The organism is Desulfovibrio gilichinskyi (assembly GCF_900177375.1).
Classification (GTDB): Bacteria; Desulfobacterota; Desulfovibrionia; order Desulfovibrionales; family Desulfovibrionaceae; genus Maridesulfovibrio; species Maridesulfovibrio gilichinskyi.
Map to the genome: position 1 here is coordinate 516079 of NZ_FWZU01000004.1, position 23021 is coordinate 539099.

Consider the following 23021-nt stretch of genomic DNA (forward strand, 5'->3'; position numbering starts at 1 on the left):
GTCTATGCAGACTGATTATCAACTGGGTGCTTAAACCATATATTCATTGTTTCAAGGCTTCCGCTGATATTAGTATTGTTCGGAATTGTTCCGGAATAAGTATAGCCTGCTTTGGCGAAAAGAGAGTTTATTCCGTATGAACAGGCGCGTGCAATCGTAAAAAAACACATTTTACCTGCTACCAGTGATTCCTCTTCAAGTCTGTGCAGTAATGTTCCGGCTATTCCTTTTTTCCGGTATTCCGGACGTACGGCAAAGTCGGTAAGCTCTACACTCCACCCATCATGACCTGCTTCGGCAGAGGCTGCACCTATTAATTCTTCTTTGTGAAAAACTCCATAAAAACAGCCGTTTTGATTGATTTCGTTCTCAATATACTCCGCATCATGGACAGGGAATGGATAAGTGCTGAACACTTCTTTGTACAAAGTTGCAAGGCTGCTGCTATCAGCCTTTGTTAACTTCCTGATGCTTAATCCCTTCGCAAGCTTGTCATTAATTCCTGTTCCGGATTTGCCTTCGGCAACTTCAATGATATGATCAAGTTTGTCTTGGTCTTTAATTTCTGCTCTGGCAGAGGACCTGTAGAAGCTTAAAAAAGTTCCATCATCATCAGAAAATAAATTTGGGACGGTTGCTTCCTCTGCAAATCCTTCGGTGACAAAGTGTGGTGATAACTCACTTGGCACTTTAGCAAAAATCTTTGATACATCGGCAGATTTTGCTTTGCTTTTCAACTCTGAAACAATATCCGGCATATCTTCTGGTGAAAGTTCCATTAAATAAATTCTGTCATTTAACGGGCCGATCTGAATTGTGCTTTGTCCTATATTTTTTATTTTATCGGGAGTCATTGGCACTCCTTTCAGTTCTTTCATTTTCTTCGGGCGTAAGGCTGAGGGTGTCATCCCAGTCTGAAAGCAGTTTTGCAATTCCGATAGGTTTTTCTTCGGCATCTTCCTCCATAAGCTGGAGGTTGCATTCTTCACAGTTTCTATCACAATAATTACATTCGTAAGAGTCCGGTTCGGCGTAAGTTGTTATTACCCCTTCGTAGTTCCTGAGAATAATTTTGTTTGTTGCCCATGAGACTATATAGTTCGGCATCACCGGAATTTTGCCGCCGCCACCTGGAGCATCAATCACATAAGTAGGCACAGCAAATCCGCTGGTGTGTCCACGCAGACTTTCAAGTATTTCTATCCCCTTGCCCACTGGAGTTCTGAAATGGGATAACCCTTCAGAAAGGTCGCACTGGTAAAGATAATAAGGACGTACTCTGTTTTTAACCAGCTTATGGTTAAGTGTTTTCATAAGTCTTGGACAGTCATTGATACCGGCGAGGAGCACGCTTTGGTTACCAAGCGGAATACCGGCATCTGCAAGTTTTGCTAAAGCTCTTTTGGAAGAGGTTGTTACTTCGCACGGATGATTGAAATGGGTATTTATCCATAGTGGATGATGCTTTTTGAGCATGTTTACCAGTTTGTCCGTAACTCTGTAAGGCAGAACAACAGGCATGCGAGTTCCGATTCTTACGACCTCTACATGTTCAATTTCACCTATTTTAGTAAGCAGCCAGTCCAGTTTCTCATCGGACAGCATGAAGGGGTCACCGCCGGAAAGCAGGACATCTCTGATTTGCGGAGTGTTGCGAATGTATTCGAAACCTGCTTCCAGCTGTTCCATATCCGGAATGGAATCAACATCACCGACTTTTCGTTTGCGCGTACAATGCCTGCAATACATAGAACAGATATTACTGACATGAAACAGAACTCTATCCGGATATCTATGAGTAATGCCTGGAACAGGGCTGTCTCCGTCTTCATGCAACGGGTCAACCATGTCGCTGCGGCCGATTATAAGCTCGCGGGGGTCGGGAAAAGACTGTTTGAAGATCGGGTCGTTTTTGTAATCATCTTTATGAATAAGAGATAAATAATATGGAGAGACGGCAAGCGGGAACTTTTTAAGTGTCTGTTCATGCATCTTTCTCTCTTTGTCGCTGAACTTTATACCAAGAGCTTTTTCAAAACCTGCGACAGTTTTTATTGAATTGCGGATATGCCATTTCCAGTCTGTCCAATCGTCTCTTGATGAATCTTCATCTAAAATGTCTGATAATTTCTGTTGATGTAAATTGTATACTTCCATTGATGATCCTCCGACAGTGATGTCGTTATTAATAGTGTAAAATAGGTAAGGTAGGTAGCCCTAAAAAAGTTACCAGTACTTATTGTTACAAATGGTGAAATCTATTTTAATTTATATAGAGCGCAGTAAAACAGTTTTTACTACATTATATTTATAGTATTAAATATGCATAAAATATGTATTTTGCTGCATCGTGAATGCAAAATTATCTTAAATAAGAATAGGTATGATTGTTTTAAATCATCAAATATGAGATAAAATCTGTAGAAAATTAATAAAAATATAAAGATAAATGAATTAATTGTTTCTATAGCTTCATTAGATCAGACTAACGGGTAGGGAACAAGGTGATTTAGTAGGTACTTAATGGGTATACATGATACCCGGTAAGCTAAGAGTTGTTTTGATGCTTCAGGTAAGAAATGAGAGATATGTTTTTACCGCGCAGGCCTAGCTTACGGCGGATATTTTTTCGGTGAGTCAGAACTGTATCTACTGAAAGTCCCAGCAATTCAGCGGTATGTTCACTGCTTTTTCCTGTTTCAATGTAGCGGCAAATTTCGATTTCGCGGGGGGTTAGTTTAAGCAGCAGATCCTCGAATTGGTCTCCTGCTTTTCCCGTAAGAGCCTCCAGGCGATCTTTAATGTACTTGCCGAAGCTCTTTCGCATTTGCGGCAGCGGTTCCTTGATCATTCTGTCGAGAGCCGGAAGAATCTGCTCGCGGACTTGCAACGCAAAGTCTTCATGCATGTCTTTTTTTTCTTCTTCAACTGACTCAATGACTGTTCTCAGGGCTACATTCATGCCGTCGACCTGTTCACGGGTTTCTTCCAGACTGGTTTCAATCCGTTCTTCATATGTTTCGTGGAGTTCCAGCAGTGGTGCATTGTTGGTGACAATGGCTAGAAATCCATCTGAACAGAGTGGGACAGGTAATGGGATGAGGCGCAGGGAGTAACTTCCTCCGCTTTCATCATAGGGTATTTCATGAATTTTTTCAGGTGGGTAAAGCTTAACAAAGTCGGAGAGACTGTCTGCTTCTACTCTGAAAACACTCCAAAGAGTTTCTCCGAGTAAATGTTCTCCGAAAAAAGTTTGTGCAGGTTTATTGGCATGACAGATAATGCCGTTGCTGTCCGCGAATAGGATGAAGTCAGAAAAAGATTCAAATACATCTGAGATCTGTTCCGGGAGTCGATCTGGGGTGCTTTGCTGATTAGAGCTCAAAAAAATTTCCTTGCGATTTAGTCTGTTAGTTAATCGATCCGATGAAGTTGTTACAAGTGAGTATTCTCATCATGGATCTGATTATTAAAAGCCAGTCAATCGGGTATAGATTTCTTTTGCACTGATGACAATGGTTGTTGAAATTATGGTACGGAAAGGGGAAGATGGAAGAAATAGCAAAGGAGGCCGCATCGATAAACCAGAAGTTCTTAAGCAATGCGGCCTCCGGAAAATTACGGCCTACCAACTGTCATCATCGTATTTCCAGCCGTCTTCATCAAGTGATACTTCACGTATTTTTACGAAAAAGCCATCATCGGTCTCATTTACGTAAACCTGTGCTTTTATCCACTGGTCCACGTATTCACTCAGGTTGCGTCCATTGCTGTCAGGTTCGACGATGAATTCTTCTTCACCGTCTACGACAATGGCTAACTGATATTTGTCATCTAAGTCGCTTTCATATGGTACGACCTGTCCATAAATTGTATCTGAGTAAAACTCACTCGACACGGCATTTCTCCATATTTAATTGGGACTAATCTTCGTATTCTTCTTCAAATTGTTCAACTTCCTTGGCATAAACAAGATTGCCTTGGGACGGCACAAAGAAGGGGTAGTACTGCGATTGTCTTTCATAGCCAAGTGCTTCAAAAAAATAATGAACCGGGGCGAATGATCTGTGCGCCGGCAATTCGCATAAAATTAAACTTCCATTGTACATGGAAACCTGCCTTTCAACTTCATCAAGTAGTGCGGACCCGATACCTATCCCCTGATATGCATCGTCCACGGCTGCCAGATACAGTTCATAGCAATCCTCTTCGTCCGGGATGGTTCCAAAGCATACGAAGCCGACAAAAATTTGTTCATCGCCGCTTACCACGTGTGCTTTAATAAAGATGCGGCTTGACTCACCTGTGCTGAATGCTGCTTCCCAAGCAGCTTCTTCTGCAAGCATAAGGTTGTCAGGAGTCAGATTCTGACACTTGCTGGCAAGTTGCAGGACTTCTTCTGCCTCATTAGCTTTCAACCCGAGGCTTAATTTCAACTGAACTTCAGCTTCTTCGGCCGGGGTTGTTTCATCTTCATCAATAATATCAATCGCCATTTGATTTCCTCACTCATCAAATAATCAAACTTTACAACCGTTAAGTTGCAATATGAAGCGTTTTTCCTCAGTCCTTTATTAAAAAAGTCTATTTATTGCAGATAGATATTAATAATAACGCTGATGAAATTTAAAGTGATACAATAGCATGGAATGTGCCAGTTTTAACATGTTGGAATATAAGGTTGTTTTTTTGTTATTCGGAAAAATAGGAATTAATAGTTCTTATCTCATGGCTGCTAAATATTAAATTAAGTTGTTATGTTTGCGTATCATGATGTATATCTACAGTTTTTTCCCTTATTAAGTGTTGTTTTTAGGGTTAAAATAGATATTACTATGATAGGAACTTGTAGTTCTGGCCCCCACGACAAAAGAGAACTTTGAATTCCTATTTCGCAACAAAATCCTGTCTTAACAGAGCGTGTTTATTCATAAGTTTGTTAAGTTGTCTTGTCGTAATTTCCGCGCTTTTCGCCGCGTCTTTTATTACGCCTTTGTTCGCTTCCAGTAGGCGGGTCAGATACGCTATTTCAAAAATATCAATTGCAGTTTGTCTAGCCTGCCCAAGTGGAAGGCTTGCATCAATGTTTGCGGGATGCTGCCCTAAGCTGTTTTTAAAGAATTCAATCGGGAAACTGGAAGGCCGAAGTGTAGGCGTCTGCTCAAGGATACAGGCCCGTTCAATTATGTTTTCAAGTTCGCGCACATTTCCCGGCCAATCGTAATCCAGAAAAGCATCCATTACTTCAGGGGCGATGTCGGTAATATTCTTATTAAGCTGGGTGCTGAAATGAGAGATAAATTCGCTGGAAAGCAGTAAAATATCTTTTTTGCGTTCACGCAGCGGCGGTATTACAATGGGGAAAACGTTCAGCCTGTAAAACAGATCCCGTCTGAAATCTCCTTTTGCGCAAAGATCACTCAGATTGTCATTGGTTGCAGCAATAACCCGCACGTTAAGGGGGATGTTCGTTTCTCCACCGATTCTTTGAATCTGACGTTCCTGCAACACATCAAGCAGCTTAACCTGTACTGCGGAACTGATTGTTCCTATTTCATCTAAAAACAGCGTTCCCATGTTCGCAAGTTCAAATTTCCCGAGCTTACGGCGGACTGCTCCGGTAAAAGCGCCTTTCTCGTGACCGAACAGTTCGCTTTCAACAAGTGTATCAGGAATCGCGCCGCAATGTACGCTGATGAAAGGGTCGTCTTTGCGGTTGCTGTGTGCATGAATGAGTCTTGCAATGAGGGTTTTGCCTGTTCCTGTTTCGCCGGAAAGAAGTACTGTGGTGCGGGTATTTGATACTTGTTGTACCTTTTGCAATACATCCTGCATTGCTTTGCTTTTGGTCTTTACTACATCTTTGAAATCTTCCCGCCAGAATTGGTCGCGCAGGTAATCAAGCTCGGAGTGGAGTATGTCCGTTTCGTATGAACGATCTGTTTCAGGTTCCGATTTATGCCCGCCTGTTTGCTCCTCAGCCGAACTTTCAATGTGTTCATTGTTGCTGATTACAAGTTCTTTACGCATGCCCTGTCTCCTTGCCGGCGCGGTCTTTCTTCTACTCTGATTACGCTTGCCGAATATAATATCATGATCGAAAGTACAATGTAAAAATCTTGCAAATATAACTGCGTTTTTTACATATATTTATACTGGTTTATTTTATGATAAATTAAATTCTGGAGAACTTGGAAGGCTATATGAAATAAGGAATATTTTAAAAAAGACTGTTTCTGTAAACGGTTTTGTCTTTTTCGAGTTTTGTTTTCTATGTTTTGAAAATGGTGTAGTATGAAATTGTAGTTGCGAAGTGCATTGAGGATTTATGACCCAGAGCTCAGGCTCTTGTTTTCTAAATGATGTAAGTGCAGTGCAAAGGAGAAGTTATGGAAGACTCAGGATTTCTCTCAAAAGTTCCTAATCCGGCAATCATTAAGAATATTGACCATGGAATAGTAGTAAACTTGGCTGATCTTGTAACTTACCAGACGGGGCAGGTCGTCAGTAGAACTCTGTCACAGCATAAAGCGGTAACTCTTACTCTATTTGCTTTTGATATAGGGGAAGGAATCAGCACTCATACTACTCCAGGTGATGCCCTTGTTCAGGTGCTTGACGGCAAGGCGGAAGTAACAATCGGTGATAATATTTACAGCGTCGAAGCCGGACAGGCAATTGTTATGCCTGCAAATACTCCGCATGGGCTTAATGCTGAAGAACGTTTTAAAATGCTGCTGACTCTTATTAAAGATAAAACTGATTAAAATATAAGTGATTACAAGAAGGAGGAAACTTGGATTGGTTTTCTCCTTTTTATGTTTTAAAAGACTCAATATCGGGGCTGTGGAGATTTTGATGAGTAAAAAATGTGTTTTGGTTGCCGGGCTTGGAGTTGCTGTTACGCTATTGGTTTTGTGGATAGCAGGTGTTTTTAGTTCTGGGGTGATCCAGCCCGGGCGGATTGTTCCTACCAGACCTTTAGAAGAACCTGCTTTAACCGCAAAGGCCGAACTTGCCGTTGTTCCTGTCTTATATGAAGCTGTCGGAACAGTGCGTCCTAAGACCGAAACAAATATAGAAGCGCAGGTTACTGGTAAAGTACTCAGTGTGTTCGTTCGCGCCGGTGATAAGGTTAAGCGGGATGATAAACTGATAGTGCTCGACAGTCGTGGTCTTCAGACCCGTCTGGAAAGTGCCGAGCAGGGGCTTAAATCTGCTGAAGCCTCACAGCGTCAGGCCAGCGAAGTGATCAATGCCGCTAAGGCTGCCGCAGATACAGCTACTTCTACGTGGAAGCGGCTGAAAACTTTATTTGACAGTAAAGTGGCAACACGTGATGAACTTGACCGTGTTGAAGGGCAGTATTTGCAGGCAAAGGCTCGTCTTGCACAGGCTGATGACGGTTTTTCCGCTGCGTCCGCACAGGTTAAGCAGGCAGCCAAAGCCGTTGAAGAGGCACGCATTAACCTCGGGTATACGACTATTGCCGCGAACACAGACGGTGAAGTGTCTAAGAGAATGGTTGAACCGGGTGATATCGCTTTTCCGGGTAAAAGCCTTATGCTCATTCAAACCAGCGGTTCTTTAAGGCTTGAAGCTCTTGTACGTGAGGGCGTCATCGGAAAGGTCAGGCCCGGAGTAAAGCTGCCTGTTGAAATTCAGGCTTTAGAAGAGCGCACAGTCGGCGTTGTTGAAGAAGTTGTTCCGTCTGCCGATCCGTCAACACGGACTTTTTTAGTTAAAATAGGGCTGGACCCTATGCCTGGACTTTACCCCGGTATGTTCGGCCGTTTGCTCGTTCCTCTGAGAGAAAAGGAAATTGTAGTTGTTCCTAAAAGAGCTGTCTCGCGGGTGGGTCAGCTTGAGACTGTTTTGATAAAGAGCGCGGGAAAGTGGGAACCTGTTTTTGTGCGTACCGGAAACGTTCATGATGATAAGATAGAAATTTTATCCGGTTTGCGAGGCAACGAGACTCTTGGTCTTAATTCACTGGAAGTAGGCGGGGGAGCAAAATGAGCACTTTTGATTCTGGTAGTGAAAGTGCAAAATCCCAAGGAATGATCGCTTCGGCTGTACGTTTTTTTCTGCATTCAAAGCTCACGGTTATTTTGATCATTGCTTCCGTTCTGCTGGGGCTAGCAGCTATCAGGCTGACTCCGAGAGAGGAAGAGCCGCAGATAGTTGTGCCGATGGCGGATATTATGGTCAGAGCTCCCGGAGCAGGCGTTGAAGAGGTTGAGAAACTTATTACCACTCCGCTTGAGCGTCTTTTGTGGCAGATTGACGGAGTTGAATACGTTTATTCAATTTCCCACCGCGATTCCTCCATGGTCACGGTCCGTTTTTTTGTAGGAGAGAATCGTGAAGAATCTCTTGTCAAACTGCACAATGCTATTGCTAAAAATTCAGATCTTGTTCCGGGTATCGTTTCCGGGTGGGCCGTTAAACCTATCGAGATTGATGACGTTCCTATTGTAGCTTTGACTTTGCACCCCGCTGAAAATCATCCTGAAATTTCAGATTTTGAATTGCGCCGTGTGGCGGAGGAATTGTCGCAGCGGCTTGCGGAAGTGGAAGACCTTTCACATGTCTCCCTGATCTCCGGCAGATCACGTGAGATCAGGGTTGAGCTTTCACCTGAGCGTATGGCCGGATTAAATGTTTCCCCCATGAATATCGCTCAGACTTTGAAGGGAGCAGATCAATCAGCTGTCGCTGGTACAGTCCTTTCGGGTAATCGCGAGATAACTGTTTCTGCAAATTCTTTTCTGGAATCAGCGGAAGATGTGCGCAATTTGGTAGTCGGTGTTTTTGATTCTAAACCTGTTTACCTGCGTGATGTCGCCCAGATAGAAGACGGCCCGGCGGAACCCTCGTCCTATTCAAGGATAGGTTTCTCCCGGCAGTATTTAACTCAGATGGGCAAGGATGCAGAGCTTCCGTCGCGTCCGGCTGTGACTATTGCTTTATCAAAGAAAAAAGGAAGCAATGCGGTAACCGTCGCCGACGCTGTTCTTGCCCGCCTTGATGAACTGAAAACTACGGTTCTCCCGGCCGGTATTGAGATTGAAGTCACCCGTAACTACGGCCAGACTGCTGACGCAAAAGTAGATGATCTGCTTAACTCACTCGGGTTTGCTGTTTTCACTGTGGTTCTTTTACTGGCTTTTACCCTCGGCTGGCGTGAAGCGGCGATTGTTGCACTTGCTGTTCCGGTCAGTTTTTCACTGGCCCTGTTCGTCAATTATATGCTCGGTTACACTATTAACCGCGTAACTCTTTTTGCCTTGATTCTTTCGCTCGGGTTGGTGGTGGATGATCCTATTACTAATGTGGACAATATCCAGCGTCATATCCTTATGAAGAAAAAGAATCCTGCCGAGGCTACCCTTGACGCTGTATCCGAAGTCCTGCCTCCGGTTATAATGTCCACACTGGCTATTATTGTTTCTTTTGTTCCGCTTTTTTTCATCACCGGAATGATGGGGCCGTATATGGCTCCAATGGCTGCCAATGTTCCGTTGACAGTTACTTTTTCAACTGTATGCGCTCTTACTATTGTTCCATGGATGGCTTTGCGGCTGTTAAAAAATATTAAGCCTAAAGCAGGCTCATCGGACAATTCCGGTCCCGGAAAAGTTGAACGTTTTTATTCCCGGATTATTACTCCTTTTTTAGACTCGTCAGCCAAACGCTGGATACTTCTCGGCGTAATTGTTTTCGGATTGATTTTTTCTCTCGCGCTTGCCGGATTGCGATTTGTCCCGCTTAAAATGCTGCCGTTTGATAACAAAAATGAATTTCAAATTGTTATAGATATGGATGAGGGGACACCTCTTGAGGAGACTGACAGAGTTGTCCGCGAGTTCGAGCAGGTGTTGCGCGGTGTTCCGGAGATTACAAATTTTGTGACTTATGCGGGTGAACCTTCGCCGATGGATTTTAATGGACTGGTCCGTCATTATTATTGGAGAAATGGCGGAAATATGGCGGATATCCGTATTAATCTTGCGGATAAATCAAACCGCAGTGAGCAAAGCCATGCTATTGTTCTAAGGCTTAGAAATGAGCTTGAAGCTGTTGCCAAGCGAAACAATGCCAAAATTAAGATAGTGGAATCTCCCCCCGGACCTCCGGTAATTTCAACTATTACCACAGAGATTTATGGCGCAGAGGACCGCCCGTATTCTGCGTTGATTGAAGGTGCCCGACAGATTGAAGGGCTCATGGTAGATGAACCGGGAGTAGTTGATATTGATGACACAACTGAGTCGGATCGGATGATGGTCGACTTTGTGTTGGATAAGGAAAAAGCCGCCTTGCACGGGGTTACTGCTCTAAACGTGGTTGCAACTTTGCAACTGGCATTATCGGGCATGGTTCCGGCTACGGTTCATGTTGACGGAGAGCGTACTCCTTTGCCTGTGAAGCTGATTCTGCCGCGCGTCCGCAGGTCTGACGCAGGGACTCTTTCGCAGATCAGGGTTAAAACTGTTGACGGAAAATCCGTTCCGCTGGCAGAGCTCGGTAAACTCGTGGAAGTCAATCAGCAGCAACCTATCTATCACAAGAATTTGAAAAGGGTTGTTTACGTGTTTGCCGAAATGGCAGGGCGTGCTCCCGGCGAAGCCGTTCTTGATATGCAGTCTAAACTGAAAGCTGATCCGCTGCCCCCTTTTATCTGGTCTGAATGGGCAGGTGAAGGGGAATGGCAGATTACGCTTGATGTTTTCCGTGATCTTGGAATTGCTTTTGCGGCGGCTCTGGTAGGTATCTATATCCTGCTTATTGTCGAAACAGGGTCATTTGGTATGCCGCTTCTTATTATGAGTGCTATTCCACTGACTCTGCTGGGGATTATGCCGGGATTCTGGCTGCTCAACGTGATCGGATCAGATAATGTGGCAGGAATGGTAGGTGAAGCCTTTGCTGATCCGGTATTTTTTACGGCTACCAGTATGATAGGAATGATTGCGCTGGGCGGAATTGTTATCCGCAATTCGCTTGTTCTTATAGATTTTGTTCGTAAATCAACTGCGGAAGGAATGGAATTGAAAGAAGCTCTTATCCGTTCTGGGGCAGTGCGTTTAAGGCCCATAGCGTTAACTGCGGCAACGACAGCACTAGGCGCATGGCCCATTACTTTGGACCCTATATTCTCAGGTTTGGCATGGGCTTTGATCTTTGGACTTCTTGCTTCAACCCTGTTTACTTTGGTTGTTATTCCGGTCGGATATTTTGTTTTTGAAAGGGATTAACCTGCAGAACACTGATTCTCGGCAGCGCAAGGGAGTTTTATCGTAAATTTAGTCCCGACATTCGGTTCACTCGTCACGCTGAATTCACCATGGTGTAACTCAGTGATAATAAAGTAGGATATGGATAAACCTAATCCTGTTCCTTTGCCTACGCCTTTTAGCGTATAAAATGGTTCAAATATTTTGTTTCGGACCTCTTCTGTCATTCCCGGGCCGTTATCTTCAATTTCAATTAGGATTGCTGATCCATTGGGACGCAGCCGTAGAATAAGTTCAGGGACTGAGCCTTCAGCGTAGATTTTTTCAGTCATAGCTTCTGTAGCATTCTTGAGAACATTCAGTAGAACTTGTTGGATTTCGTTTTCAAGGCAGCATACTTGCGGAAGATCTTCGCCGTAGTCGCGCGTAACTTTAATTTTTTTGAAGTCATATTCTCTATTCAGATTATAGTCGCTGGAAATCAACTCAATAGTTTCATTTAAAAGCTTACTTATTTCGCAAACACAAAGTTGTTTGATTGATTTACGGCTGAAACTGAGCATGCTGTGTACTATTTTTGAGGCTCTGACTCCGGACACAGAAATTGAATTCAACATGCGGTCAACTTTTCTCTTATTTAAATAGTTACGCATGTCATTTAATGAAATGGAGCTTTCTTTAGCTGTGGCGATATTGTTTTTGGTGTCAGTGAACATTCTGTTATAAATGTTTTGTGATGCTCCCATTATTGCAGAAAGGGGATTGTTTATTTCGTGCGCCATTCCGGCAGCCAGTTCTCCCAAAGAACTCATTTTTTCATTTTGAATCAGTATTTCTTGCGTTTTTTTGCGCATTGACATGTCGCGCGCTACTCCTAAGCAATACCGGTCTTGATCTTCATCAAAGATACAAGCACATATTTCAGACGGGAATACAGAACCATCCTTTCGCTTATGAGAGCTCTCCAGACAAAATGACTTATCTTCATCAGCTGTGCGGATAAATTCAGTCCATTCATGCAGATTGGTTGTGGTGTCTATTTCATCAATTTTCTTGGTGAGTAGTTCTTTGCGACTGTATCCAAGTTTTTCACAAGCAGAATCATTGGCATCTATGATTTTCCCCTGTGAATTTGAAAGGTAGATAGGGTCGGCAATATTATTCAGTAATCGCAGGTATCTTGTATGGCTTTGCTGCAGCGAACGGATGAATCTATTTATCAGTCCATAAACAAGTATTCCCGTTACAAGGACATAAAACCACCCTTTGTATGTTTGAATACGGCTGATCATATTAGCATCGTGTACGAATATAAGTAAAATCTTGTCTGATAAAAGTATCCACAGACAGCCGAAAGCTGCGTAAATGACAGCTATTTTGATAGCTATAATGGAAAGTTTAGTTTTAGGCATATTTTATCTGACAGTCTAACCTTTGTTTATCTTTTTATGCAACCTCAGATAAATAAAATATCATATTTTATCCACCAGCCAGCTTAACTTTATAGCCTATTTTTTCCAGTTCAATTTTGAGGTTTTGCCTGTGATCACCTTGAATTTCTATGACACCATCTTTTATAGTGCCTCCTGTTCCGCATTTTGCTTTCAGGATTTTTGCCAATTTTTTTAGTTCTTCACCTTCCAAAGGCAGGCCGGAAATGAGTGAAACCCCTTTGCCTTTGCGCCCCTTGGTCTGACGTTCAATACGTATTATACCGTCATTTTTAGGTTTATTTTTTTGACCGCAAATACAGTCTGCTATCGGCCTTTTGCAAGACGTGCACATAGTTCCGTGGTCAGTAGAATATACTAAAGTAGATTGTTTTTTATTTTGAAACATATTTTATTTAATTATTTGGGTTTAATGGGTAAATTGTCATATCAGGTTAATTTTTTACGTCCGGTTTTACAACCTTAATCCTGCTTTATTATTATTTGATTGAGATGTATAAGTACTCCGCTTGCACAATGAAGTGTATGTAAAATTAATAGGTTATAGAGATTGGGGAAAGTATGAAGCTATATAGTAATTTGAACCTGCGGAATAAGATTATGATTCCGGTCGGGACTGTTGTTTTACTTGTAATGGGGATTACGCTCGCCGTATTGATTTCCAGATTTCAGGATGTGACTCTTGACGATGCAAGAAATATCGGCGTGGAGATGTCCGCACGTTATGGACAAACTATCAAGATTGATTTGGATGTGGCCATGGCTGCTGCAAATTCTTTAGCTCACACCATTGAGGCCGTTCAGCAGTTTTCAGAGACTCCAGACCGTAACCTTACTGATACGATTATCAAAAATGTTACTGATGCCAAACTGGGTATAGAGAGTTCATGGGTTGCTTTTGAACCGAATAAGTTTGATGGCAGGGATGTTGATTTCGCCGGAACTCCAAGTGCTGACGAAAATGGACGGTACCTTCCATGGGTTCGAGTCGGTCATAATATGACACATACAACCGGCCTTGATGCTCCGTGGTATCAGGTCCCGTTGCACTCCGGCAAAAACTATCTTGTAGATCCTACAGAATATGATTTCGACGGAACGAAAGTTACTCTTGTCTCAGCATGTGTACCTATCAGAAAGAAAGGAGTGGTCATAGGTGTGGCCGGCGTTGATATGAGTGTAGAGCACATGGTCAAGCTTGCTGAATCCATTACTCCATTCGGGACAGGTTACGGGTTCTTGATGAGTCAGTCCGGGGAGGTTGTATCACATCCTAATTCCGGATACATCGGTAAAAATATAAAGGATATTCTTCCTTCTGAAGATTCTCAGAGAATTATGGCTACTCTGGATACAGGCAAAACTGCTGTTATGTATTTGAAAAAGAATGGCGAGGAATATGAGATGGTCATTACTCCTTTCGCTGTAGGCGGAACCGGCGAGAGATGGTGTCTTGCTGTTGCTCTTCCAATGAGTAAGGTTCTTGCTGCTTCAAACAAAGTTGTCGGGCTGTCTGTTGCCATGAGCATCGGTGCTATTCTTATCTTAATTTTCATAGTCTACCTTCTTGCAAGATCTATTGTGTCACCTATACGTGCCGGTGTTGCCTTTTCGCAGCAGATTGCATCAGGTAATTTGAATGCTTCGCTCGAAATCAACCAGAATGATGAAATAGGTCAGCTTGCTTCTGACTTAACCGGAATGGGGCATAAGCTTCGCTCGGTTGTCAGCAATGTTCGTGAGTCTGTTGAGCAGGTTGCATCCGGCAGTAGTGAATTATCCTCCACAGCTGAAACCCTTTCTCAAAGTGCAACCGAACAGGCTGCTAACGTCGAAGAGGTTTCGGCAAGTATGACTGAGATGGCTTCTAATATCATTAAAAGCACTGAAAATGCGCTTGAGACCGAGAAAATTGCCCTCCGTTCGGCAGAAGATGCTGAAAAGGGCGGAACAGCTGTAGCTCATACTGTCCAGGCTATGCGTCAGATTGCTGAAAAAATATCTATTATTGAAGATATTGCCCGCCAGACGAATTTGCTGGCTTTAAATGCTGCGATTGAGGCTGCCCGTGCAGGCGAGCATGGTAAAGGATTTGCCGTTGTAGCAGCAGAAGTCCGTAAACTTGCTGAACGCAGCGGACAGGCTGCATCAGAAATAAACGATCTTTCAGCCTCAAGTGTTGCTGTTGCTGAATCCGCAGGTGAAATGCTCAATAAAATGGTTCCTGACATTCAGCGTACGGCCGAACTTGTGCAAGAGATTGCTGCAGCGTCAAGTGAGCAGAATTCCGGGGCTGAACAGATTAATCGCGCGGTAGGTCAGCTTGATCAGGTTATTCAGCAGATCGCTTCGGCGGCGGAAGAAATGTCCGCAACATCGGAAGAATTGGCCGGACAGGCCGCTAATCTGCAGGATACAATGTCTTTTTTTACTGTTGATGAGACAGATGTATATTCTGCAAGACCTGTCAGGAGCGCACCTCCTTTGCGTTCAGCTCAGGTGACAAGACCTGTTCATCGAACCCCGGCAAAACGGTTGCCGCAGCCTACAGCTGCCAGAAAGGCTTCAGGTGTTTCATTAGATATGAGCACTGCAAGTGACAGCGAATTCGAAAAGTTTTAGTTTAATTTAAGCGTACAAAAGGAGCACCGGAGAGATATTATCTTCTTTCCGGTGCTCTTTTAATGTTCGTGGTTGAAAAGTATTATTCTTTTTTGTAAAGCAACAGCATATTGTCTTTTTAAATAAACAGCAGGGGAGAAAATCTATGGGTCAATATGGTGATGTTTTTACCGATCAGCTGCTTGAATCTCTTTTTCCGGCAAGCCGCTCTAACGATTTTTTCGAGGCACTGTTCGGAGATGCTGAAGAAGGCAGTTATGATATTGAGCTTGGATATGCTGGAGACTCCGGTGATACTGTAAATTTTGAACTGCGTCTTAAGCAGCGTCCCGGGCGTTGCCTCGCATGTAATCTGACTTACGGCTTACCACAGGTTTTCTCACGTCACCCGATTATAAATATTCAAGGGCTTGCTGAAAAAATAGGCGCGGCCGTTGGTAAAAGTGAAAATGTAAGCTGGAAACTAGGTTCTACGAAAGAGTATAACAGTAAATTACACGTTATCCCGTTAACGATTTCTCTTTCATAATCAGGCATAAAATAGTTTTCTGTTTTTTGGTAAAGATACAATCCTGAGGATTGTATCTTTTTTTTAAATAGATTTGATACTTCCTGCTTAACTATTCTCATTTTCCATCATTCTAAAAATCTCAAATCACTTCAATCAAAATATTGATAAATTATTATCCAAAGCAATTTAAGCATAGGATTAAGTCTGCTTTCATTCTTTTTTATTATGCGGTAAGTGTTTGGAGTATCTTATGTAAATTAAAAATAATTTACGCCGAATACTTAATTAATTGCTGTGCCCATATGCATGCTATTAGCTGAGTTTGTGGGGAACTTTTTCCGAGGAAGAAAATTTATAAAGGCCGCGCGGCTTATAGCAGGTCAAATGAAGCACCCTATATTTATTTCAGAAGTTTCCAGTAATCATGCTTGCGATTTAAATCGTTGTTATGAATTTATTGATACATCTGCACGTATCGGTTGTGACGTGGTAAAGTTTCAGCTGTTTAAGGTCGATAAGTTATTTGCGCCTGAAATTTTGAATAAAAGTGAATCTCATAGAAAAAGAAAAGAGTGGGAACTTCCTGAAAGTTTCATTCCTGAAATTGCGAACCGCTGCCGAAAAGCCGGAATATCATTTTCATGCACTCCTTTTTATCTGGAAGCAGTAGATATTCTTAATCCTTATGTGGAATTTTTTAAAATTGCTTCATATGAATTGCTTTGGAATGATTTGCTGAAAGCTTGTGCGTTGACTGGTAAACCAGTTGTTCTTTCAACCGGTATGGCAAATATGAAAGAGATAGCGAACGCCGTTTCTGTTCTTAGGAAGTCAGGTTGTTCCGATTTAACCTTACTGCATTGCGTGTCAGGCTATCCTACACCTCCGGAGCAGGCCAATTTGTCGGTGATTGATACTTTGAGAAGAGAATTCAATTGTGCCGTCGGATGGTCAGATCATACTGTTGAAGAAGGCGTTATCGCCCGTGCTGTTCATAAGTATGATGCAGAAATGATTGAATTTCATCTTGATCTGGACACGGAAGGGGCAGAGTTTGCGGCCGGTCATTGCTGGCTTCCGGACGGTGCGGAGAAACTTATTCGTAACGTTCGAGTGTCCTTAAAAGCTGACGGTAATGGAATTAAAGAACCGGCTGCCGCAGAATTGTCTGATCGAGATTGGCGGGCAGACCCTGATGATGGGTTGCGACCTTTGAAGGTTGTTAGGGGTGGTTGGGAGATTAAAGATTGATGTTGATTCAACACAATGCCTGTAATTGAGGTTCAATTTTTTGTTATAAAGATTAAAGGACGAAGCTGATATGACCAGTATCGAAAAAAAAATTAAAAGTGTATCTGAACTAGCAGAAATTTCTGCAGATCTTAAGGGGCAAGGCAAGAAAATAGTGCTTTGTCATGGAGTTTTTGACCTCCTGCATATTGGTCATATCAGGTATTTAAATCAGGCTAAAGAGCACGGTGATATTCTAATTGTCAGCCTTACTCCTGATAGATTTGTTGATAAAGGACCAGACCGTCCTGCTTTTACTGAAATTTTGCGAGCAGAAGCATTAGCCTCTCTTGGGCAGACGGACTTTGTAACTATTAATGAATGGCCTACAGCTGTAGAGACATTGCGTCTTATTCGTCCCGATATTTATGCTAAGGGCGATGAGTTTAAGGATGTTGAGGGCGATACTGTAGGAAAGATCGGTATAGAGGCTGATGTTGTTAAAGAAATTGGTGCTGAGCTTGTTTTTACTTCAGATATAGTTTTTAGTTCTTCGAATTTAATAAATCGCTATCTTACTAAAAATAGTGAAGAGATGGATGAGTATCTTAGAATGTTCAGGACTCGTTATGAGCTAAACGAGATACTCGGCATGCTAGACAAGATGGAAGAGTTAAAAGTTTTGGTTGTTGGGGATACTATTCTTGATGAGTATCAGATTGCTTCAGCTTTAGGAAAATCATCAAAAGATCCTATCCTTGCTCTAAAGTATCAATCTCATGAAATGTACGCTGGCGGAGCTTTAGCTATTGCAAACCATGTTGCTAATTTTGCAGGTGAGGTTACGCTTTTCTCAATGCTTGGAGAAAAGGAACGACATGAAGAATTTATCAGAGAGAAACTCAATTCTAAGATTGTTCCACATTTTTTTACGCAGCCTGGCTCTCCCACCATACTAAAGCGGAGATTTATTGACGGATATTCACTTAGCAAAGTGATGGAAATCTATATTATGAATGATGATCCATTGCCTAAAAAAGTTGATAAAGCTTTATGTGAGCAACTTGAACAACATTTGAATGGCTATGATCTTGTTATTGTTGCCGATTTCGGACATGGTATTATTACTCCTTCCATGGTTGAACTCTTGTCCGGAAAGACACCTTATCTTGCTGTGAATACACAGGCTAATGCTGGAAATAGAGGGTTTAATACGATCGGTAAATACCCTCATGTTGATTTCTTTTCTCTTGCAGAGCATGAGCTGCGCCTTGAAACTCGTGATCAAGTCAGTGATTTGCGACCACTGCTTATTGAAGTTGGTGAAAATCTCGGGGTGAAGTTATCAATGGTTACTGAAGGTAGTCGTGGATGTTCATTATGGAATCCTGTAAGCGAGTTTGTCAGAGTTCCGTCGTTTAATTCTAATGTGGTTGATAGAGTCGGCGCTGGAGATGCATTGTTTTCTGTTTCTGCAATGGCCGCTTGTATGGGACTTCATGAGGAGCTTGTCGGCTTCTTTGGTAATGTTGCAGGGGCCTTGGCCGTTCAAATTATGGGGAATGATAAGTCCATTGGTAAGCAGGCTATGCAAAAGTATATAACCGCTACTCTTAAATAAAAGATACATTTATGCCAAGTAAATACAGATTGTTTGACAGGTCTAAGCTTACTCTTCTTCCGCTTGCTGAGCGAAACAGTTTGCTTGAAACTGACATTGTGCAGGAACCTGTTTTTCGCGAAAAGGTGCATCCATCATTTATAAAAATAGCCGAAGATTTGGCAGCAGCAAAAGCGGCTGATCGTGCGAGAATCCTCATGCTTGGTGCTCACGTTTTGCGGTCCGGTATGCAAAAATATCTGTTCAGTCTTATGGAAGAGGGATTGATCAACTGCATTGCTGTAAATGGAGCGTGCGCTATACATGATTTTGAATTGGCCATTCACGGTAGCACAACGGAGTGTGTTTCCACATATATTTCAAATGGACAGTTCGGATTGTGGCAGGAGACAGGACTGCTGAATGATATTGTGTCTGATGGTGTTAAAACAGGAATGGGTTTTGGCGAAGCTGTTGGAAAGTATATTGTTGAAGAAACGCTTCCTCATTCTGATATTAGCCTTTTTGCTAAAGCTTATGAACTGAATATCCCAATTACTGTCCACGTGGGAATCGGTTATGATATCGTTCACGAGCATCCCAATTGCGATGGTGGTGCTATCGGTAAGGCTAGTTATGCGGATTTTTTAATTTTTGCGGCGCAACTTGAGTCCCTTGAAGGCGGTGTTGTGATGAATTTTGGAAGCGCAATAATGGCTCCGGAAATTTATCTAAAAGCTCTTTCCATGGTTCGCAATGCTGCGAGAGTATCTGAGGCTGTAGATAATAAATCTATTTGTCATTTTGCGACCTTGGTATGTGATTTGCATGATCTTCCAGAAGAAGTGAACTCCGAGGCTCCTAAAAATAGTGCTCAGTACTACTTTCGTCCTTGGAAAACCATGTTAGTAAGGACCGTCGCCGATGGCGGGAGGAGTTACTATGTCCGTGGATTTCATGCCGACACAATCCCAGAGTTATGGACAGCCGTCAGAAGACTCTACTCTAACCAGCAACAGGCAGGATAACGTTTTGTGGTGTAACCATACAAACTCTTTGCAGAATTGTCTGGACTCATTAGAAGTTACTTGTGATGTTGACGGGATTAAAGCTTGTGATCATGCTTTCGATTACTGGAAGCAAATGACAATTGATCTGCGCCAAAACGGGCGCATTATTTATATGATAGGCAACGGAGCAAGTGCTTCTATGGCCAGTCATTTTTCTGCCGACCTTGCAAAAAATGCCCATGTTCATACACAGGTCTTTACGGATCTGGCACTTCTTACCGCTGTTGCAAATGATTTGGCATACGATCAAATTTTTGTTGAGCCGCTACGGCGCAGACTAACACCCCATGATATGCTTGTTGCAATCAGCAGTTCTGGTAATTCCCCGAATGTTGTGAATGCATGCCGTTTCGCTTCAGAAATAGGGGCTTCAGTTGTTACAGTGACAGCTATGAACCCTAAAAATAAAATGCGCCAAATCGGTGATCTCAATTTTTGGCTTCCTGCCGGCACATACGGCATGGCTGAAACAGGTCATGCGTGTATCCTTCATTATTGGATGGATTCAGTTTCAATTTAAAATTACAAGGATGTTTGGATATGTCTAACGATCAATTCAGGATAGATTCACATAAATTAATGCTTCACCCAAAGCGTGTTGCTGATTGGATGGATGGTGAGAAAATTTATCCTTTGTACATGGAGTTGGGGCCCTCAGGAGCCTGCAATCATCGCTGTAGTTTTTGCGGAGTTGATTTTGCCGGCTATAAATCAGATTTCATGGACTTTGAAAAGCTTAGTCCTCGCTTAACTGAGATGGGAAGATTGGGGGTTAAGAGTATTATGTATGCAGGAGAAGGCGAGCCTTTTCTGAATAAAGAAATGGTTGAGATCGTATTGAAAACTAAAGAATCTTGGATAGATGTGGCTCTTACCACTAATGCTGTGCTCCTGACTCCAGAAGCAAGCGAGAGGATACTTTCAAGTGTGAGTTGGATTAAAGTTAGTTTAAATGCAGGAACTCCTGAGACATATGCGGCTGTCCATAGAACAGACCCTGATGATTTTAATAAAGTTGTGGATAATCTTATTGCTGCTGTTAAAATTCGTAAGGAGCAAAAGGCATCCTGCACATTAGGGGCACAAATTTTACTACTTCCAGAGAATGAGCATGAGATCGAAGGTCTTGCCGTACTGTGCAGAGAAATTGGATTGGACTACCTAGTGGTTAAACCATATTCACATCACCCTCAAAGTGAGAGAGATTTATATAAGAATATTGTTTATGATGGATATGCAGAACTTGCTGCAAAAGTGAACGCTTATAGCACAGATAGTTTTAATGTCGTATTTAGAGTAAATACAATGAAATCATGGAATGAAAAGAAACATTCTTACAATCGTTGTAACGCCTTGCCTTTTTGGGCGCATATTGATGCTGTAGGTAATGTTTGGGGCTGTAGTGTTTATTTGCAAAACAAACATTTTCATTATGGTAATATTTTTGAGCAGACCTTTGAAAAAATATGGAACGGCGATACGCGAGCTGAATCAATGAAATGGTGTAAAGAGAATTTGGATCCACATAATTGCAGAGTTAATTGTCGGATGGATAAGATAAACAAATATTTGTGGGAATTGCGTAATCCTGGCCCTCACGCCAATTTTATATAGGTAGTTACAGTGCGAATCGGAATCGATCTGGATAATACAATTATCAAGTATGATAAATTATTTCATGATGTTGCGTTGTCTAAAAAACTTGTCGGCAGTCTTTCTTTGGTAAACAAACGAGTTATACGCGATGAAATAAGGCTTTTGCATGGCGATGAGGAATGGCAAAAGTTACAGGTTGAAGTTTACGGTAATTCAGTAGGCCAAGCTGAGCTTATGACAGGAGTGTATGATTTCTTGTTGTCATTAAAGCGTGCCGGGCATTCTTTTCAGATTGTGAGCCACAAAACTCAGTATCCCAACTATGGAAACAGTAATGTAGATTTGAGAAAGAAAGCTTTATTCTTTTTATCCGAAAATGGTTTTTTTTCCGAGAATGGACTTTCCATGTCAACCAAGGATGTTTTTTTTCTTTCAACTCGAAGCGAGAAAGTTAAAAAAATATCTGAACTGAATCACTCGATTTTCATTGATGATCTTGAAGAAGTTTTTAGTGATCCTGATTTCCCTAATGGAGTGACTAAAATTTTGTTTTCTCCAGAAGATGCAGATTGCTTTGTACCTGACGTAACCGTTTTTTCTTCTTTTGAGAAAATAGGCGAGCATGTTTTCAAAGGAATAGATCATGGGGCAGTCTAAAGCGAAATTGTTTGTTTTTAATGCTCTAGGTAAAGAGACTCTTTCTTCACAAAGGATTTGTGCTGGTAAAAACAGCAAAGTTTACCGCGTCAACTGTAAGTCGGGGGAGTCATATGCTGTTAAATTTTATATGCAACCAACAGCCGACGGACGTAGCAGGCTAAAACAAGAGTGGGATGCATTGTCTTTTTTGAGACAATCCGGGGTTGCAAATGTTCCACGATGTATTGAATTTGGTGGTGAAGAGCAGGCTGCAATCTATTCTTTTATTCATGGTTCTTCTGTCAGACTGCGAACCAATGCAGATATTACTAGTGTGCTTAAGTTTTTAAGGCAGTTGAAGTCCTGCTCAATTCACAATAAAGCTCGCTTAATATCACGAGCCGCTGAAGCATGTTTTTCGCTGACAGAAATCTTTGACAATTTAAATAGAAGATTTAACCGGCTGTCTAATCTTCCACACTCTGATGATTTGTTTGTGAAAATGCATGGATTCCTTGAAGGTGATTTTTCAAAGGTTTTCAAGGAAAGTGTGGACTTTGCAAAAAAGAACGTTCCTGAAAACTCATGGGATTTACCGTTGCCGCTAGAGCTGAGGTTTCTCAGCCCTTCTGATTTTGGGTTTCATAATTCGATACGCAGCCTTCAGGGAGATTTGTTCTTCTTGGACTTTGAATATTTTGGGTGGGATGATCCTGTTAAAGCTACGTCGGATTTTTTATTGCACCCAGCCATGGAATTAAGTGATTTTGAAATCGCATCTTTTTATAAGGGGATGTTTGATATTTTTTCTGACGATCAAAATTTTGAAACACGATTTAAGATTTTTTTACCTCTTTACCGTTTAAAGTGGTGCTTAATATTGCTTAATGAATTTTTTAACGAGGCTTTGGCCAGACGTAAATTTGCATCCGATTCTGCTGTCAGTGATTACGATCTTAGACGAGTTCAGCTTGATAAGGCAAAAAAATTTTTGAATTCTGATAAGAAGATTATGAAGTTAATATTTGATTCATAGGTCATATTATAATTTAAGATGTTTTA

General features: G+C 42.0%; 20 protein-coding genes. 12 read left to right on the top strand and 8 right to left on the bottom strand.

The window, feature by feature from the left end:
* Nucleotides 1-2 precede the first annotated feature (2 nt).
* The 6 genes from ablB to B9N78_RS13855 all read right to left on the bottom strand — a co-directional run bounded on the left by ablB (nucleotide 3) and on the right by B9N78_RS13855 (nucleotide 6030).
* Nucleotides 3-854, bottom strand: coding sequence for a putative beta-lysine N-acetyltransferase (ablB, locus tag B9N78_RS13830; RefSeq protein ID WP_170921432.1), 852 nt, complete (start codon nucleotides 852-854; stop codon nucleotides 3-5).
* Nucleotides 841-2157 (bottom strand): lysine 2,3-aminomutase, encoded by a 1317-nt coding sequence (gene kamA, locus B9N78_RS13835; RefSeq protein ID WP_137982548.1) that lies wholly within the window; start codon nucleotides 2155-2157, stop codon nucleotides 841-843. The genes ablB and kamA overlap by 14 nt, the downstream gene beginning before the upstream one ends.
* Before the next feature lie 391 nt (nucleotides 2158-2548).
* Nucleotides 2549-3385, bottom strand: a complete 837-nt coding sequence (locus tag B9N78_RS13840) for a helix-turn-helix transcriptional regulator (protein WP_085103261.1) — start codon at nucleotides 3383-3385, stop codon at nucleotides 2549-2551.
* Nucleotides 3386-3625: 240 nt separating this feature from the next.
* Entirely contained in the window at nucleotides 3626-3898 is a 273-nt protein-coding gene (locus B9N78_RS13845; protein WP_085103263.1) for a hypothetical protein, read from the bottom strand.
* 25 nt (nucleotides 3899-3923) lie between these two features.
* Nucleotides 3924-4496 (bottom strand): GNAT family N-acetyltransferase, encoded by a 573-nt coding sequence (locus B9N78_RS13850; protein WP_085103265.1) that lies wholly within the window; start codon nucleotides 4494-4496, stop codon nucleotides 3924-3926.
* Between the two features lie 391 nt (nucleotides 4497-4887).
* Nucleotides 4888-6030 (bottom strand): sigma-54 interaction domain-containing protein, encoded by a 1143-nt coding sequence (locus B9N78_RS13855; RefSeq protein ID WP_085103267.1) that lies wholly within the window; start codon nucleotides 6028-6030, stop codon nucleotides 4888-4890.
* A gap of 359 nt (nucleotides 6031-6389) precedes the next feature.
* Between B9N78_RS13855 and B9N78_RS13860 the strand changes: the two genes are divergently transcribed.
* The 3 genes from B9N78_RS13860 to B9N78_RS13870 all read left to right on the top strand — a co-directional run bounded on the left by B9N78_RS13860 (nucleotide 6390) and on the right by B9N78_RS13870 (nucleotide 11261).
* The gene (locus B9N78_RS13860) at nucleotides 6390-6767 is read left to right on the top strand and encodes a cupin domain-containing protein (protein WP_085103269.1); all 378 of its coding nucleotides are present in this window, start codon (nucleotides 6390-6392) and stop codon (nucleotides 6765-6767) included.
* Nucleotides 6768-6858: 91 nt separating this feature from the next.
* Nucleotides 6859-8019, top strand: a complete 1161-nt coding sequence (locus tag B9N78_RS13865) for an efflux RND transporter periplasmic adaptor subunit (protein WP_085103363.1) — start codon at nucleotides 6859-6861, stop codon at nucleotides 8017-8019.
* On the top strand, nucleotides 8016-11261 hold the full coding sequence (locus tag B9N78_RS13870; protein ID WP_085103271.1) for an efflux RND transporter permease subunit: 3246 nt from the start codon (nucleotides 8016-8018) through the stop codon (nucleotides 11259-11261). The genes B9N78_RS13865 and B9N78_RS13870 overlap by 4 nt, the downstream gene beginning before the upstream one ends.
* On the opposite strand, the gene B9N78_RS13875 is transcribed toward B9N78_RS13870, so the two are convergent.
* Both B9N78_RS13875 and B9N78_RS13880 read right to left on the bottom strand, forming a co-directional pair.
* Nucleotides 11258-12652, bottom strand: a complete 1395-nt coding sequence (locus tag B9N78_RS13875; protein WP_085103273.1) for a two-component system sensor histidine kinase NtrB — start codon at nucleotides 12650-12652, stop codon at nucleotides 11258-11260. The two genes, B9N78_RS13870 and B9N78_RS13875, sit on opposite strands and share 4 nt — an antisense overlap.
* Before the next feature lie 67 nt (nucleotides 12653-12719).
* Nucleotides 12720-13079 carry a translation initiation factor Sui1 gene (locus B9N78_RS13880; RefSeq protein ID WP_085103275.1) on the bottom strand — a complete coding sequence of 120 codons (360 nt, stop codon included), beginning with the start codon at nucleotides 13077-13079 and terminating at the stop codon, nucleotides 12720-12722.
* 173 nt (nucleotides 13080-13252) lie between these two features.
* Between B9N78_RS13880 and B9N78_RS18390 the strand changes: the two genes are divergently transcribed.
* From B9N78_RS18390 to B9N78_RS13925, 9 genes are all read left to right on the top strand, one after another.
* Nucleotides 13253-15313, top strand: coding sequence for a methyl-accepting chemotaxis protein (locus B9N78_RS18390; protein WP_085103278.1), 2061 nt, complete (start codon nucleotides 13253-13255; stop codon nucleotides 15311-15313).
* Nucleotides 15314-15458: 145 nt separating this feature from the next.
* On the top strand, nucleotides 15459-15842 hold the full coding sequence (locus tag B9N78_RS13890) for a pancreas/duodenum homeobox protein 1 (protein ID WP_085103280.1): 384 nt from the start codon (nucleotides 15459-15461) through the stop codon (nucleotides 15840-15842).
* A 366-nt stretch (nucleotides 15843-16208) separates the two neighbouring features.
* Nucleotides 16209-17075 (top strand): N-acetylneuraminate synthase family protein, encoded by an 867-nt coding sequence (locus B9N78_RS13895; RefSeq protein WP_085103282.1) that lies wholly within the window; start codon nucleotides 16209-16211, stop codon nucleotides 17073-17075.
* 70 nt (nucleotides 17076-17145) lie between these two features.
* Nucleotides 17146-18675, top strand: a complete 1530-nt coding sequence (locus B9N78_RS13900) for a PfkB family carbohydrate kinase (RefSeq protein ID WP_085103284.1) — start codon at nucleotides 17146-17148, stop codon at nucleotides 18673-18675.
* 11 nt (nucleotides 18676-18686) lie between these two features.
* Nucleotides 18687-19682, top strand: a complete 996-nt coding sequence (locus B9N78_RS13905; protein ID WP_085103286.1) for a GSU2086 family protein — start codon at nucleotides 18687-18689, stop codon at nucleotides 19680-19682.
* 4 nt (nucleotides 19683-19686) lie between these two features.
* Nucleotides 19687-20244 carry an SIS domain-containing protein gene (locus tag B9N78_RS13910; protein WP_085103288.1) on the top strand — a complete coding sequence of 186 codons (558 nt, stop codon included), beginning with the start codon at nucleotides 19687-19689 and terminating at the stop codon, nucleotides 20242-20244.
* A gap of 20 nt (nucleotides 20245-20264) precedes the next feature.
* Nucleotides 20265-21338 carry a radical SAM protein gene (locus tag B9N78_RS13915; RefSeq protein ID WP_085103290.1) on the top strand — a complete coding sequence of 358 codons (1074 nt, stop codon included), beginning with the start codon at nucleotides 20265-20267 and terminating at the stop codon, nucleotides 21336-21338.
* A gap of 9 nt (nucleotides 21339-21347) precedes the next feature.
* Nucleotides 21348-21977 (top strand): hypothetical protein, encoded by a 630-nt coding sequence (locus B9N78_RS13920; protein ID WP_085103292.1) that lies wholly within the window; start codon nucleotides 21348-21350, stop codon nucleotides 21975-21977.
* A complete protein-coding gene (locus B9N78_RS13925; RefSeq protein ID WP_085103294.1) occupies nucleotides 21964-22995 on the top strand; it encodes a hypothetical protein in 1032 nt (343 codons plus the stop codon). Before B9N78_RS13920 ends, B9N78_RS13925 begins: the two co-directional genes overlap by 14 nt.
* The last annotated feature ends 26 nt before the right edge of the window (nucleotides 22996-23021 follow it).

Coding starts and splice junctions, on each gene's coding strand:
- B9N78_RS13880 (WP_085103275.1), bottom strand. CDS start 13,079: ATGTTTCAAAATAAAAAACAATCTACTTTAGTATATTCTACTGACCAC.
- B9N78_RS13895 (WP_085103282.1), top strand. CDS start 16,209: ATGAAGCACCCTATATTTATTTCAGAAGTTTCCAGTAATCATGCTTGC.
- ablB (WP_170921432.1), bottom strand. CDS start 854: ATGACTCCCGATAAAATAAAAAATATAGGACAAAGCACAATTCAGATC.
- B9N78_RS13865 (WP_085103363.1), top strand. CDS start 6,859: ATGAGTAAAAAATGTGTTTTGGTTGCCGGGCTTGGAGTTGCTGTTACG.
- B9N78_RS18390 (WP_085103278.1), top strand. CDS start 13,253: ATGAAGCTATATAGTAATTTGAACCTGCGGAATAAGATTATGATTCCG.
- B9N78_RS13900 (WP_085103284.1), top strand. CDS start 17,146: ATGACCAGTATCGAAAAAAAAATTAAAAGTGTATCTGAACTAGCAGAA.
- B9N78_RS13925 (WP_085103294.1), top strand. CDS start 21,964: ATGGGGCAGTCTAAAGCGAAATTGTTTGTTTTTAATGCTCTAGGTAAA.
- B9N78_RS13860 (WP_085103269.1), top strand. CDS start 6,390: ATGGAAGACTCAGGATTTCTCTCAAAAGTTCCTAATCCGGCAATCATT.
- B9N78_RS13870 (WP_085103271.1), top strand. CDS start 8,016: ATGAGCACTTTTGATTCTGGTAGTGAAAGTGCAAAATCCCAAGGAATG.
- B9N78_RS13890 (WP_085103280.1), top strand. CDS start 15,459: ATGGGTCAATATGGTGATGTTTTTACCGATCAGCTGCTTGAATCTCTT.
- B9N78_RS13915 (WP_085103290.1), top strand. CDS start 20,265: ATGTCTAACGATCAATTCAGGATAGATTCACATAAATTAATGCTTCAC.
- B9N78_RS13850 (WP_085103265.1), bottom strand. CDS start 4,496: ATGGCGATTGATATTATTGATGAAGATGAAACAACCCCGGCCGAAGAA.
- B9N78_RS13855 (WP_085103267.1), bottom strand. CDS start 6,030: ATGCGTAAAGAACTTGTAATCAGCAACAATGAACACATTGAAAGTTCG.
- B9N78_RS13905 (WP_085103286.1), top strand. CDS start 18,687: ATGCCAAGTAAATACAGATTGTTTGACAGGTCTAAGCTTACTCTTCTT.
- kamA (WP_137982548.1), bottom strand. CDS start 2,157: ATGGAAGTATACAATTTACATCAACAGAAATTATCAGACATTTTAGAT.
- B9N78_RS13875 (WP_085103273.1), bottom strand. CDS start 12,652: ATGCCTAAAACTAAACTTTCCATTATAGCTATCAAAATAGCTGTCATT.